General features: G+C 45.5%; 12 protein-coding genes. 2 read left to right on the forward strand and 10 right to left on the reverse strand.

The window, feature by feature from the left end; all coding sequences use genetic code 11:
- Positions 1 to 36: 36 nt before the first annotated feature.
- Positions 37 to 1,170, reverse strand: a complete 1,134-nt coding sequence (locus V2H45_RS05695; RefSeq protein ID WP_330482655.1) for a PAS domain-containing response regulator — start codon at positions 1,168 to 1,170, stop codon at positions 37 to 39.
- A 640-nt stretch (positions 1,171 to 1,810) separates the two neighbouring features.
- On the opposite strand from V2H45_RS05695, the gene V2H45_RS05700 reads away from it, so the two are divergent.
- Entirely contained in the window at positions 1,811 to 6,766 is a 4,956-nt protein-coding gene (locus tag V2H45_RS05700; protein WP_330482656.1) for a chemotaxis protein CheB, read from the forward strand.
- A gap of 183 nt (positions 6,767 to 6,949) precedes the next feature.
- Here V2H45_RS05700 and V2H45_RS05705 read toward each other — a convergent pair whose 3' ends face one another.
- From V2H45_RS05705 to V2H45_RS05720, 4 genes are read right to left on the reverse strand one after another with little or no spacing between them, the layout of a single operon-like run.
- Positions 6,950 to 7,336: a hypothetical protein gene (locus V2H45_RS05705; protein WP_330482657.1), complete on the reverse strand. Its 387-nt coding sequence runs from the start codon at positions 7,334 to 7,336 to the stop codon at positions 6,950 to 6,952.
- Positions 7,305 to 8,405 carry a pentapeptide repeat-containing protein gene (locus tag V2H45_RS05710; RefSeq protein WP_330482658.1) on the reverse strand — a complete coding sequence of 367 codons (1,101 nt, stop codon included), beginning with the start codon at positions 8,403 to 8,405 and terminating at the stop codon, positions 7,305 to 7,307. Before V2H45_RS05710 ends, V2H45_RS05705 begins: the two co-directional genes overlap by 32 nt.
- A 39-nt stretch (positions 8,406 to 8,444) precedes the next feature.
- On the reverse strand, positions 8,445 to 8,783 hold the full coding sequence (locus tag V2H45_RS05715) for a XisI protein (RefSeq protein ID WP_330482659.1): 339 nt from the start codon (positions 8,781 to 8,783) through the stop codon (positions 8,445 to 8,447).
- On the reverse strand, positions 8,771 to 9,187 hold the full coding sequence (locus tag V2H45_RS05720) for a XisH family protein (protein WP_330482660.1): 417 nt from the start codon (positions 9,185 to 9,187) through the stop codon (positions 8,771 to 8,773). Before V2H45_RS05720 ends, V2H45_RS05715 begins: the two co-directional genes overlap by 13 nt.
- 341 nt (positions 9,188 to 9,528) lie before the next feature.
- Between V2H45_RS05720 and V2H45_RS05725 the strand changes: the two genes are divergently transcribed.
- A complete protein-coding gene (locus V2H45_RS05725) occupies positions 9,529 to 9,816 on the forward strand; it encodes a hypothetical protein (protein ID WP_330482661.1) in 288 nt (95 codons plus the stop codon).
- Positions 9,817 to 9,902: 86 nt separating this feature from the next.
- Here the strand turns inward: V2H45_RS05725 and V2H45_RS05730 are convergent, their stop codons facing one another.
- The 5 genes from V2H45_RS05730 to V2H45_RS05750 all read right to left on the reverse strand — a co-directional run bounded on the left by V2H45_RS05730 (position 9,903) and on the right by V2H45_RS05750 (position 13,775).
- Positions 9,903 to 10,727 carry an alpha/beta fold hydrolase gene (locus V2H45_RS05730; protein ID WP_330482662.1) on the reverse strand — a complete coding sequence of 275 codons (825 nt, stop codon included), beginning with the start codon at positions 10,725 to 10,727 and terminating at the stop codon, positions 9,903 to 9,905.
- 39 nt (positions 10,728 to 10,766) lie between these two features.
- Positions 10,767 to 11,315, reverse strand: a complete 549-nt coding sequence (mreD, locus tag V2H45_RS05735; protein ID WP_330482663.1) for a rod shape-determining protein MreD — start codon at positions 11,313 to 11,315, stop codon at positions 10,767 to 10,769.
- 114 nt (positions 11,316 to 11,429) lie between these two features.
- Entirely contained in the window at positions 11,430 to 12,176 is a 747-nt protein-coding gene (gene mreC / locus V2H45_RS05740) for a rod shape-determining protein MreC (RefSeq protein ID WP_330482664.1), read from the reverse strand.
- Between the two features lie 11 nt (positions 12,177 to 12,187).
- The gene (locus V2H45_RS05745; protein ID WP_330482665.1) at positions 12,188 to 13,213 is read right to left on the reverse strand and encodes a rod shape-determining protein; all 1,026 of its coding nucleotides are present in this window, start codon (positions 13,211 to 13,213) and stop codon (positions 12,188 to 12,190) included.
- Between the two features lie 112 nt (positions 13,214 to 13,325).
- The gene (locus tag V2H45_RS05750; RefSeq protein WP_330482666.1) at positions 13,326 to 13,775 is read right to left on the reverse strand and encodes an SRPBCC family protein; all 450 of its coding nucleotides are present in this window, start codon (positions 13,773 to 13,775) and stop codon (positions 13,326 to 13,328) included.
- Positions 13,776 to 13,790: the final 15 nt, after the last annotated feature.

A 13,790-nucleotide genomic window follows, 5' to 3' on the forward strand; every position in this document is an offset into this window, starting at 1 on the left:
GGAAGGGAAGAGGAAAACCCTGTCCACAACTTGTTTTTATTTCCCAACAACTCTAGTATTGAGGGGAGTCCGAAGTTCGTGGCTCATATTGGCGAGAAACTCATCTTTGAGTCTTGTGGCATGGGCAAGTTCGGCATTAGAAATCGCCAGTTTTTGGTTTGTTTCTTGTAGTTCCGCAGTCCTTTGCTCGACTCTTTGCTCTAGTTCTTGGTTGAGTTGTTGCAGCGAAGCTTCGTACTGTTTGCGATCGCTGATATCGCGCATAAACCATCGAATTTGCGTCTCTTTCGTGGCAGTATCGTAGCTATGATTTGCTGTGACCTCCACGGGAAATGTCTTTCCCTGCCTTGCTTGAAGTGCGATCTCCCAAGTTTTGACTTGCGGCTCAGTCAACAGTTCTTGCAATTGGCTGTAAAAGAATGACATCTCCTGTTGTGCGACAAAAACAACCAATGGTTTGTCAACCAAATATTCTGGTCTGCACGCCAGTTGGTTGGAAATCGCTTGATTCGCTTCCAAAATCTTGCCATTCGCATCGGTCACCAAGTAACCATCAGGAGCCAAGTTGAACAACAAACGGTAGCGATCCTGCTCGGATAGTAGTTGTATGTTTTTTTCCCTGAGTTCTTCTTCAGTGGCTCTCAGTTCTTCTAGTGCGATCTGCAATTCGCAATTACTTTTTTCTAGCTCGTCATTGCGCCGATCGAGTTGCATATTCACAGAGTCGGAAGCCTTGAGAGATTCTTGCTGCAATCGATGGATGACGATGCGATTGATGGCATTACGAGCGCTTTTACAAAGTACCGCAGCGTTGACTTCGCTTTTGGCTAAATAATCCGTTGCTCCCAGTTTCATTGCCTGAACTGCCGAGTGCTCGTTTCCCTGCCCCGTCAATACGATCGCGGGTAGAAACAAATCTGGATCATCTTCCCTCATGGCTTCTAACAATTCCAAGCCATTGCCATCGGGTAAAAGCAGATCGACAAAAACTAGATCGGGAGACTGCAATTTCCAAAGCTCTTTTCCTGCTTCAAGGGTTTTAGCTTCGATAATATGATAATTGCTAGTCGCATCAGACTGGAGATAACGAGAATAAATGGCGCGATCGCTTTCAGAATCATCCACAATCAAAACAGCCATCAAAGGCTTCGGTGGATTCGTGACGATCATGATTTTATTTCTGGATTTATATAAACCTTATAAGATTTACATCAAGCAAATGCATCATTTGTTTGATTACAATACGATTCTTTACAAAAAACTCTTTTGCCGTAAGAAGTATATTCTCCCCCTTTTTGCAAGGGGCTGGGGGGATCGGGATATATAGCGTTTCAGGTTTTCTTGTCCCGAATAGACGTTAATCTAAGCTTCTCAAATGCGATCGCGGCTCATTCTATCCATTTTGAGAAAGTCTTTCCAATTCTAAAAAAAATGAAATGCATCTCCATGAGATCGACCGATTGACAATTCTAAGAGAGTGATTGCCCCCAGCCCCCAGAATTGGGGGAAAAGAATTCTTAAAGCCCCCAGAATTGGGAGATTTAGGGGGCTAGATCGCTTGAGACGAAGACAAATTTACTTGTGCAAGGTAGCCAATTCCAAGGGAGAGAGGATAAAACTTCGCAAACACGCTCTAAGCATTATGTTTCATTTGTATCATTTGGGAACGCTGTATATAATTTTTTTGCGATTTTGGAAGGCGAAACTTGTTTTATCTTGTATGCTTAAGTCAATGCCTTAAAAAAGGTTTACCCCTTAATTTTTAATTGAAACAAGGGATTTTAAACCAAATCTAGGCATCAGGTCGCTTATGTATCCAGTCGTTGGAATCGGTGCTTCAGCAGGAGGATTGGGAGCATTTACCCAATTGCTCAAACATTTGCCATCAGATACGGGCATGGCGTTTGTACTGATTCAACATTTAGACCCCGATCATAAGAGTCTGTTGACTGAGTTACTGGCTCGGCAAACCCAGATGCCCGTCTGCGAAGTCACAAACGAGATGTCGATCGCGCCCAACCATGTCTATGTGATTCCACCGAATACAAAGATGGTGCTAGAGCAAGGATTTTTACGCCTATCGCCACGCGAAAAGACTCACGGAAGACATTTGCCGATCGATACATTCTTTCGATCGCTTGCTACAGAGTGCGGTAAAGACGCGATCGCGATCGTGCTATCTGGTGCGGATAGCGACGGCACATTAGGGCTAAAAGCCATAAAAACAAAGGGGGGGATTACCTTTGCTCAAGATGCAGCATCATCGCAATTTGGACAGATGCCAGAGAGCGCGATCGCTGCGGGTTATGTAGATTTTATTCTACCTACTGAGGGAATTGCAAAGGAGTTGGTCAAAATCTCTCAAAAATCTGTTGGGGAAAAACCACCTTCTCCCCTTAAAGGAGAAAAGCCAAATGATGAGAACGTAGAAGATAAAACCAAAACTTCCGTTAAGAGAAAGAAGTTAGAAGATAAAAGCACTGCAAATGAAACTCCCCCCCACACTAAAGGCAAGAAGTCAGAAGATGAGATCGAAGAAGGTAAGGAAGCCAAAACCTCCCTTGTAGGAGAGAAGACAAACGATCGAACTACAGAAGATGAAATTATAGAAGATGAAAGCAAAATTCCCCTAATAGGGATAGAAACCAAAGAGTCAGTTTTACCTGTAGGAGATGAAGAACCACTAGAGCAGATTTTTGCGCTCCTGTGGCGAGAGTTGCGGGTTGATTTTAGTAATTACAAACCCTCCACCATGCACCGTAGAATCCAAAGACGCATGGCTCTACAGGGCATGTCTAAACTGGAAAATTATGTCGCCTATCTTCTAGGTAATACCGCAGAAATCAATGACTTGTTCCAAGATTTATTGATCGACGTCACCAACTTCTTTCGCGATCCCGAAGTGTTTGAGGCATTAAAAACCCAAATTTTTCCCAAGCTGATTGCTGAGAGATCGCACAATTTGCCGATCCGAATTTGGGTAGCAGGCTGTTCTTCGGGCGAAGAAGTCTACTCGATCGCAATTTGCTTAGTAGAGTTTCTAGAAAATTTACCGATCCAACCACCCATCCAAATTTTTGCCACCGATGTGAACGAGTCCGCGATCGCGCGCGCGCGATCGGGTATCTATAGGCATGGCATGTCAGGAGTTTCACCAGAGCGGTTGCGTCGTTTTTTTGTCCCCGTCAAGGGTGGCTTTCAGATTGCTAAATCTATTCGCGAACTCTGCGTATTTGCCAAACACAATCTAATTGGCGATCCACCTTTTTCCAACTTGGACTTAGTCAGTTGTCGCAATGTCCTAATTTATTTCGGCAAGTCAATTCAAAAAAAAGCAATGCAGAGTTTTCATTATGGGCTAAATCCTAATGGCTTTTTAATACTGGGCACTTCAGAAACCACTCACGGATTTATTGACTTGTTTACCACCTTGGACAAAGATTGCAAGATTTATACCAAAAAAGAAATCGCAACGAGATTAAACTTTGATTTCACCCAAAACCGCTATGCTTCAGACAATCTCAGGTCTGGTAAACCCATGACAGATAATGCTTCCCATGAGTTAGATATCCAAAAAGTTGCCGATCGGATCGCGATCGAGCGCTACGCTCCTGCTGGAGTGATCGTCAATGCCGATCTAGAAATTTTGCAATTTCGCGGCGATACCAGTCTCTATCTTCGTCCTGCGGCAGGGAAGCCTAGTTTTAACCTTCTCAAAATGGCGCGATCGGGTTTAGCTCTAGAATTGCGAACGGCGACGCGTCAAGCGATCAAGCAAAATATTCCAATTGAAAAGTATGGCATCAATCTCCAAGATCCTGAAATCGGAACAACGATCGCCATTTCTGTGATTCCGTTTCAACCGACCGCAGCCGATCTGCGCTATTACTTGATTTTATTTGAGCAGGAACCATGGGGGATAGAGCATCACCCCAATCCATCCGATTTATCCCAAACACCAACAATTCCCGCTTCTGCCCCTGATACCTCTAGAAAACCGTCGCGATCGAGCCGAACCACTAAGCAAACCCTCTTAGAGCAAGAAATTGCCCAACTTCGGCAGGAATTAGCCTCAACCAAAGAGTTTCTGCAAGTCATTATTGAAGAGCAGGAAAACACCAATCAAGATTTTCGCGCTGCTAACGAAGAGATTCTCTCTAGCAATGAGGAATTGCAAAGTACCAATGAGGAATTAGAAACCGCTAAAGAAGAGATTCAGTCAGCCAATGAAGAACTGAATACCGTAAACGACGAACTGCGAAACCGAAATTTAGAAGCGGCGCAACTCAATGACGACTTGCTCAATTTACTCAGCAGTGTCGCCCTGCCAATTTTGATTTTGGGTAACGATCTGCGGATTCGGCGCTTTACCCAGATGGCAGAGCGAATGTTTAACCTAATTCCCACAGACGAAGGCAGATCGTTCCTTGATATCAGACATAATCTCAAGCTCGACAACTTAGAGCAATTGGTCTTGCAAGTAATTGATACGCTCAGCGTCAGTCAACTGGAGGTACAAGACTTAGAAGAACGCTGGTATAACCTGATCGTTAGACCCTATAAAACCCGAGAAAATCAGATTGTGGGAGCCGTGATCGTCGCGATCGACATCGATCCGATCAAGCGCAGCGAACAGCGACTGCTGGCATCGCAAAATTATGCTTTGGCGATCGTCGAAACCCTGTGGGAACCATTGCTCGTCCTCGACACAAATTTGATCATTGTCTCGGCAAATCGCGCTTTTTATCGGATGTTTCAGCTCGTACCCGCCCAAGTTGAGAACCATCCCATCTACAATATTAGCAACGGTGAGTGGAATATTCCCAGTCTGCGATCGCTACTATCGGAATTAATTCAAACCAATCGTCAATTTCAAGACTTTGAAGTGGAACATGAGTTTGCCACGATCGGACATAAAGTGATGCGTCTCAATGCCCGCCAAATTGAAGAATCTAGCGGCGGGAAAAATCCCAACAGCAATCGTCGCCTAATTTTACTCGCGATCGAAGATATCACCCAACGCCAGCAACTAGAAACAGAAAGGGCTCAGCTTTTGGTGCAAGAACAGGCAGCCCGTGCCGAAGCAGAGGCAGCGAACCGTGCCAAGAGCGAATTTTTGGCAATGATGAGCCATGAAATTCGCACACCGATGAATGGTCTACTTGGCTTTACCCAGTTACTTTTAGAGACTCAACTCACAACCGAACAACAAGAATTTGTCGAAATCATCAGTCACAGTGGTGAGAATCTGCTATCCATTGTGAATGACATCTTAGACTTCTCAAAAATTGAAGCGGGTAAATTAGATCTATTGCAAGGGATATTTAATTTACCTACATGTATTGAAGCTACGATCGGTCTGTTAGATGTCAAAGCGCAAGATAAAAAGATCGAGCTTTCCTATGCAATCGGCACTGATGTTCCCACTTCAATTATGGGAGATATGATTCGACTCAAACAGGTTCTGATCAATCTAATTGGGAATGCAATCAAGTTTACAAATAGCGGCGCGGTAATTTTGTCCGTAGATCTATACACTTCCCACAACGAGAATCTAGAACATCCAGCATCTGAGAATTTAGCAAATCGTCAAGATACTCAAACCATTGAGATTCTATTTGCGATTAAAGATGGTGGCATTGGCATCAAGCCCGATCGCTTAGCCCACTTATTTATACCCTTTAGTCAGGGAGATCCTGAGATTGCGCGTCACTATGGTGGAACGGGACTAGGCTTGGCAATCAGCGATCGCTTGAGCAAATTAATGGGTGGTACGCTTTGGGTAGAGAGCAATGGTTGTTTAGGTGGAACCCCTCCTGTGGAATGGCAGCAAGATAATGTCAGTACAGAAGGTTCAACCTTTTACTTCACGATCGCAGTGCGATCGAGTAATTCCGACAATACTCTCCCCACTGTCCACCTTTCTCCTTCGACTTCTTCTGACGACCGAGCTTCTGTAACAACGCGATCGCCTCTAAAAATCCTATTAGCAGAAGATAATATCTTCAATCAAAAACTAGCGATCGCCTTCCTTCAAAAGTTAGGATATGATGCCGATATCGCCAACAATGGTATTGAAGTCCTTGCAGCCATTAATTCCCAGCCCTATGACGCACTTCTCATGGATATCCAAATGCCAGAGATGAATGGATTAGAGGCAACCAAACAGATCAGAGAAATAGAACAGGAAAACTTGAATACTTGGGAGACAAGTCCTAAGGAAGCGCGTGCACCACAACCACCAAACCCGATCAAAATCATCGCACTAACTGCCAATGTCCTGATCGGTGATAAAGAAATCTGCTTAGAAGCTGGAATGGATCACTTTATCAGTAAGCCCATTAGGATGGAAGATTTAGCCCAAGCGTTAAAACGATGCGAACCTGAAACCTCAACCATAGTCTTAACTGGGCCAGTTCTCGATCCTCAAGCGATCCAAACCCTACAAGAGCAGTTTAAAAACGAGCCCAGCTTTTTAGCACATATGCTCGATGTTTTTTTGACAGATTGTGAAAGAATGACCTCTGCAATTCAAACTGCGATCGCTGCCCAAGACGCAACAGTTCTGAGAGAGAATGCCCATTCCCTCAAATCCACCAGTGCTACCCTTGGCGCTAAAACCCTCTCTAGTCTTTGTAAAGAGTTTGAGCTTATGGCTCGTTATGGCACGATAGACGTTAGTCCCGAAAAATTACAAGCCTTTATCTCAGAAAGCGATCGGGTAAAAATAGCCCTCACCGCCGAGCGCCAAAAATACGAAGCGTGAATTCGGGTTAAGGACTTAAGCTCAAAGCAAGCTAACTTTTTGGAACCGAGGGGTTTGATCCCCCTGCCCTATCGGGCATCCCCCTTGAAAAAGGGAAGTGGATTCTCCCCCCTTTTTTCAAGGGGGGCTGGGGGGGATCCTTGGGATGTATAGCGTTTCAGGTTTTCTTATCCCGAACTGAGATTATGGAAAGAATGGAATCACTTGGCGCAGGAATTTGCGCAGTCTTAACATGCCAATCAGTCGGCGCACCGCAGGAGAGACAAATGCATCGGGTGGGACGCGATCGAGGGAACTCAGTTCCTCCGATAGTTCGATATATTCTGCCGCAGTTAAGACCTTGCCATCGATCGGCGATCGCGCTTCCGTATAAATCTCTGCACGTAAAACCTCTTCAGGCGTATCGCTAGCAGGCGGCAGCGAAGCGTCTTTTGTCTGAGCGCACAGAGGCAACGACCCGCAGAACGCACTCAGAATAATGGGAAAGCTGAGGAATAGCCTAGTAATTCTCTTACCGATGCTTTTTGTATCTGCTCTTTTATCGTCCCAAGCGATTGGGAATGCCGTCACAACCGCCTGGGATGGTGCGGCGGGTTTTGTTTCCGCCCCAAGCACAGAGATATTTACGATTTTCTTCAGATAAATCTTGGGCATTTGTAAAATCTGCCTCCTCTACCACAGCACCAGTATATTCCCCTGTCTCAAAGTTTGGGTTATGTAAGCGATCGCGCGGGGAAGTCGTCGCCAGACTGCCATAAAACAATCTCACCTTACTCAGATCGCAGTTTCGTAAATTGGTTTTTGCCAACACTGCCCCACTAAAGTTGGTCTCGGTCAGATTGCATCCACTAAAGTTAGCTTTAATCAAGTTAGCACCACTAAAATCGGATCCGCGCAAATCCGTACCGCTCATGTCTTTGCCCGCTAGCATCATACCAAGACTGATCACCCGCACGCCATGCGCCAAGTCCACTACATAGCCACCCGACCCATCTAAAATCGCTCGCCCCAACAGACCATCGCGTTTGAGTGGGGTGAGCAGGTTCGCACTCGATAAAAATCGGATGATTTTTGCCCTACCTTCAGGGTCAGAGCCACCCATCAAGGCGGCAGTTCGTGATTTTGCGATCGCGCGTTCCAAGGGCCAATCTTCTAGCTGTCCCTGCGGATCGAGAACGAGGTCAGAGATTCCCTGAAAATAAGCGTCAATGGTTTGCTGTTGGGTAATTACATTTTGCTGGCCCGTAAGCTTTTCAGAAATTTCATTTTGTCGCCATGCCACCCATACCGCCAAGATTGCGATCAAAATTTGCCCGACTGCACCCAGGGCATCCCACCTCAAACTATTGAACCAAATCCAAAAGGCGTTATCCAACTCGGTAACATGCCCACCAATCCAGAGAATTGTGCCCCCTAAAATAACAGACAGGGTCACATCCCAATGTTTGCCTAAAGGCGAGTGAATCAATGCCCGTTGGATCGCAGGCACTAAAACCAACAGCACCATCACCGAAGCGATCGCTAAGCTGGGCAAAATCAGTCGTTCTTCGGGCATTAATATGCCAGCGATCGCGATGCCTGTAGCGATCGCGCCACTCAACAAAGCCAGAATTTTGATAGGTGAGGGAGAAGAGATCAAGGGTGTTTTGACAGGTATTTTTGTAAGAATTTACTGCAACTAGCTAACTGCAAAATCAGTATATGGACGCAACAAAGGCTCGTGAAAAGCTAACACAATATCCGATCGTGGAACCCCCAACCGCACTAGTTCGTTCGCAATGCCCACCTCAGTTCCGTCATAATGTATCCATATTTTCCCATCATTTTTTAGATCGACGTGCAACACGCATCCATACATTGCTTGTCGTTTTTCCCAACCAGTATGTACCACTAAATAGCGATCGCGTACCACATCAAAAATGACTTCAGTCTCAAAGTCTTGACCTTTAGGACTAGAGCTAGCATAGTCGCTTAACAACTGTTGAATATATTCACGATAGCGAGTTAGTTTATCCATTGTAAAATCACCTCATTGGTTGGATCGTAAACAATTAGATAAATTTGGAACTTTTTAATAACGACTTGGACAAATGGCAAATTAAAGAACGTTTGATAAGCACTTTCTGGAATTGCTAAATATAGTAATCGATCTGACTGTTTTTCTTCTAGCGCAACTCGATAGTTTATAAACTGCCCAACCGCAGTATGAAATTCATAAATATTTGATGCGTTCACAAAGCTCTTAATTTCTACAGCAATCTTCTCATCTCCGCGACTTGCGGCAATAACGCGCTCTGCCCCCAAATCAATTTGCATATCGACCCTCCCGACGCGAATTTTTAGAGGATCGTCTGTAATCACCCACCCTTCATCCTCTAACCCTTTGCGCACCGCATCATGAAAGATATCTCTTGCTGACATTATTCGCTGCTGAAAGTAAATTCTTAAGCTATTTGTAAATTTCCTGAATATTTATATTCTGTCATAAGGTGACGGGAATAAATGCCTCCATCAGCTATGTGCACAGGGATTTGGCTTGGTCAAGACATGAATCACAAATTTTGAAAATTAATGCTTGCTAATTTTTTTGATTAATGTACAATAATCAAACATCAAAAACAAAGCGCACAATACAAGCGACCTACAAACACAAAAGCCTTGCTGTGAGAGCATTTTTGATAAAAGTCGGCTCTGGGATTCCAGACAATTCCTGCAATGAAATTTGGATAAATTCTATTCTGATAGGGAGAAACAGTCGGTCTATGACAGCTTTACAAACAAAACTGAAATTCACCCAAGTTACACCTCGCACTTGGTCAACCCTGGGGAGTACGGGCAATATCTATACCCTTAACTTATTGGCTGGCGCGCTCTCTTGTGACTGCCTAGCGGGAAAGCACCTCCGAACTTGCTACCATATCGACCAACTAGCAAAGACATTTAAAACCGAATTAAATGCATCTTTAATTGCCCCTCAAGACCCTCTCGAAATCACTGAAGATTTTGACGATCGCCTCGTCCTCTCTACTAGAAGACGTTTTCCTCCGTAAGCCCATTGCTATTGCTTCGACTCTATTCGACTGCGAATCCGAAATCCGTACAAATTCGTAGTGGTAAGACTTCGGAACGAGCGAATTCACAATTCTGAGTAATGAGCGGCAAGCAGTTGCGCGATCGCTTCGCGATGCGTCTGAATTAAGTCATGCCCCGCATCAGAGAGGACTTCCAACCTCGCATTGGGAATTCTCTCTGCATAGGTCTGACAATGCCACAAAGGAATGGTGTCATCCTGCTGTCCAGCAATTACTAGCGTTGGCACATTGATTTTGTGAATTTTGGTCTCAACGGTGTCGATCGCATCTTCGGGTCGCCAGCGATCGACCAAGAAGGATCTCGCAACTGGCTGCTGCATCAGTTCTCGCCGCGCCATCTGAATGGTGGCAAATTGCTTTTGTTTGCCGACAAGGCTAGCGATCGGGGCGATCGTCGCCAGCACCAAATCTACCAACTTTGTATCCCAGAGTAGCGGTCTGAGGTGCTGATACCGTCCCACAAAGCTGTCATCCCTAATCCCTGCGGGGGCAATCAGGGTGATGTTCTCTAAAAATGTAGAAGCTTCTGAAGCATGGGCGATCGCGTAGGCGGCCGTCACCCACCCCCCATAGGAATGCCCGACTAAGGCAAATTTCTCTATTCCCATGGCAGCTATAAACTCTGTGAAAAAGTCCACCTGATGATCGACCACATATTTCAAGCGCGGCTTTGATGAACTGCCAAAACCCAGTAGATCGAGCGCAATGTACCGAAATTTACTTGGAGCTTGTGCCTGTAATGACGCCATCAAGGGCAACCAATTACTACTTTCTCCTAAAAATCCATGGAGAAAAATAATCGGAAACCCTTCCCCCTGTTCCAAGTAAGCGGCTGTGTATTCTTTGAGGTGAATTTGCTGTTTCAGCATGTCATCTTTAAGCTTAATTTCTGGGCTTAATTTTGGGGCTTAATCTTCGACCTTCTCTTGCGCTCGCCACCAGCGGCTTAGGGGCAAATGCAAAACAGGCGACCACAGACTACTGAGAATGGCTGAACCCAGTGCAATTCGTTGGTGCAGTAACCAAACTTTATTGACATCAGCGCCCATCAGGGTTAGTTGCACGGCGATCGCGGTTTCTACCACCACTGCCATGCCAAATACAATAAACGCGATCGAGATAAAGTCCTCTTGCATGTAGCGTTGCTTTTGGAGTAATGCCGTTAGTCCACCAGCGATCGCCATGCCCAAGGCATGGGTTGGAGCAATCGTGACATCACTAGGAATGGTCATAGCATCCTGTAAAAAACCAAGGGCTGTACCTGTGATTACAGCTAACGCCACTGGGCGATTGATGCTCCATGCTACGAGCCAAATCAGCAACCAGTTTGGGCTTAGATCCATGAGGGTCATCCCTGGAAATCGGGTTGGCAATGCCAAAATACAAAGCGCCAGCGAACCAAAAGTAATCAGTGCGCCTACTAATTTAGGAGACCAAGAATTTTGTTGGCTGGGCATAGTTCAAGGCACAGAAAACTTTATGGACAAAAGCAGAGCATTCAGAATATTCAGAATACCAACCTGTATATCGTAAAAATATGAATAAGAAATGAATCGCTAAGGACTTTACCCCTACTTATGCTCTGTAAATGGATACACCTTCACAAATTCCAATAAACCAATGGGTACTGAAAATTCTACCGTTGCTTCTGGGGCTGGTTGCTTGTCTAAGTTGACAGACATAACTCTGCCCACAGGAATTCCCGCTGGAAATAAAGTACTAAACTGCGAAGTTAAAACAATGTCACCGGGCTTAACATCGGGGTCGCGTTCAAAAAACTCTAAGGAGGCTGTAGTCTGGGTTTGCCCGCGCAACATACCCATATAGCGGCTGCGGCTCACGACCACACCCACTTGACTGCTGGGGTCGCTAATTAGTAATACTCGACTGCTATGGGGCGAGACATCGGTAACGCGACCGACTAAACCACCCGGGCCTACCGCGATCGCGCCTTTTTGGATACCATCGCTGCTACCCTTGGCAATAATCACTTGATTCCACCAAGAGTCAGCACTGCGACCAATCACCATTGCCCAACTTCCGGCATCAGAGTAATTAGGCTTTGCTCCTAAAAGCTTTTGTAGATTTTGGTTTTGTGCTTCTAGCTCAGTGAGCCGATAGCGTAACTCCCGCGTTTGGGCATCTGAGAGCAGCTCTTGACTAGAGTGCAGTGCTTGAAATGGACGACTAAAAAACTGATAAGTCTCCATGAGGGCGACGCCATTGGTTTGACGCATTACCCACGATATGACCAGTCCACTTGTTACTAAAGCAGTCTGTAGACTGTAGCGTCCCCACCAACGACGTATTGATTCCATGTACTAGCAACCTAGAAATTTTTCATGCGACTGGTTAACACACGACCGAGGTTCTTATAATCTTCTAAGACTTTTCCTGCTCCAATTACCACGCAATTTAGGGGGGCAGGGGCGATGTGGGTGACGATTCCAGTTTCATGACTAATCAACGTATCGATGCCATTGAGCAATGCACCACCACCCGCTAGCATAATGCCGCGATCGATAATGTCAGCCGCAAGTTCTGGGGGCGTACGTTCTAGGGTGCGTTTTACCGCTTCGACAATCACTGACAAAGGCTCTGACATACTCTCGCGGATTTCGGTCGCTTTCACTGTAACCGTGCGAGGCAAGCCAGAAAGCATATGTAAGCCTCTAACTTCCATGGAAGCTTCCTCCGTCGTGGGGTAAGCCGAACCAATTTTGATTTTAATTTCTTCGGATGTACGTTCGCCCACAACGAGGTTATGAACCTTTTTCATGTAGTTCATAATCGCTTCGCTGAGTTCGTCTCCAGCCACACGTACCGATTCACTCAGTACAATACCTTGCAAACTCATGACGGCGACCTCAGTCGTCCCACCACCAATGTCAATAATCATGTTACCTGTAGCTTCGGTAACGGGTAAGCCTGCCCCGATCGCAGCAGCAACAGGTTCGTCAATCGGATAAACTTCGCTAGCTCCTGCTCTACGGGCGGCATCCATCACAGCTCGCCACTCTACCCCCGTTACACCGCTAGGAATCCCGATCGCGATCCGAGGATTAAAGACGCCGTGCTTAACTTTATTAATAAATGCTTTCAGCATCTGCTCGGCTGAATCAAAGTCAGCGATCACACCGTCCTTTAGAGGTCTTACGGCAACGATATCACCGGGCGTGCGACCAATCATTTTGTTGGCTTCGTCACCAACGGCATAGACTGTCTTATCTCTTTGATCGATAGCAACCACAGAGGGTTCCTGCAATACAATGCCTTCACCAGATACATAGATCAGGGTGTTGGCTGTACCGAGGTCGATACCAATGTCTTTTGCAAAGCGACGAAAAATCCCCACGGTAAGTTATTCCAGAGATTAACAATTGTTTCAATTTCAAATCTTAATATGTTAAGTGTTACAAAGTCTAGTCAACTTTTTAAATTTAGACTGGACTTCCTAGTTTTTTAAGTTAACTAGCCCGATCCGTAATCGTATCAGCGTAATCACGAAATCTTTCAAGATCTGCCATGAGGGTTGACTCTACCATACGACCGAGAAAGATATCATCCATCAAGTGACCGATTATTCCGGGAATGGCATAGGAAATCGTCATTTTTACGATCGTACTTTCTGGGCGACCATAAAATCTGATTGCCCCACGATTGGGCAAACCATCGATCGACTCCCATTGAATGATCTGGTTAGGAATCTGTTTGAGAATGCGCGATCGCCAGGTAAAGGTAAACCCATTTGAGCCAAGTTCCCAACTGGACAGGCTAGGATTATCAGGGGTAATATGCACAGCCTGAATCCATTTCATCCAGCGTGGCATCATTTCAATGTTTGCCCATAAAGCCCAAATCCGCTCTACGGGATGATTTACTTCAATCTGGACAGTATGTTCGAGCCAATCACTCATGTTCTGTTATCGACG

Source organism: Tumidithrix elongata BACA0141, assembly GCF_036349135.1.
GTDB classification, from domain to species: domain Bacteria; phylum Cyanobacteriota; class Cyanobacteriia; order Pseudanabaenales; family Pseudanabaenaceae; genus Tumidithrix; species Tumidithrix elongata.

What these genes read in the sequence shown, in the direction of transcription:
- V2H45_RS05695 (WP_330482655.1), bottom strand. Translation starts at nt 1,170, where the DNA reads ATGATCGTCACGAATCCACCGAAGCCTTTGATGGCTGTTTTGATTGTG.
- V2H45_RS05700 (WP_330482656.1), top strand. Translation starts at nt 1,811, where the DNA reads ATGTATCCAGTCGTTGGAATCGGTGCTTCAGCAGGAGGATTGGGAGCA.
- V2H45_RS05715 (WP_330482659.1), bottom strand. Translation starts at nt 8,783, where the DNA reads ATGGATAAACTAACTCGCTATCGTGAATATATTCAACAGTTGTTAAGC.
- V2H45_RS05720 (WP_330482660.1), bottom strand. Translation starts at nt 9,187, where the DNA reads ATGTCAGCAAGAGATATCTTTCATGATGCGGTGCGCAAAGGGTTAGAG.
- V2H45_RS05725 (WP_330482661.1), top strand. Translation starts at nt 9,529, where the DNA reads ATGACAGCTTTACAAACAAAACTGAAATTCACCCAAGTTACACCTCGC.
- V2H45_RS05730 (WP_330482662.1), bottom strand. Translation starts at nt 10,727, where the DNA reads ATGCTGAAACAGCAAATTCACCTCAAAGAATACACAGCCGCTTACTTG.
- mreD (WP_330482663.1), bottom strand. Translation starts at nt 11,315, where the DNA reads ATGCCCAGCCAACAAAATTCTTGGTCTCCTAAATTAGTAGGCGCACTG.
- mreC (WP_330482664.1), bottom strand. Translation starts at nt 12,176, where the DNA reads ATGGAATCAATACGTCGTTGGTGGGGACGCTACAGTCTACAGACTGCT.
- V2H45_RS05750 (WP_330482666.1), bottom strand. Translation starts at nt 13,775, where the DNA reads ATGAGTGATTGGCTCGAACATACTGTCCAGATTGAAGTAAATCATCCC.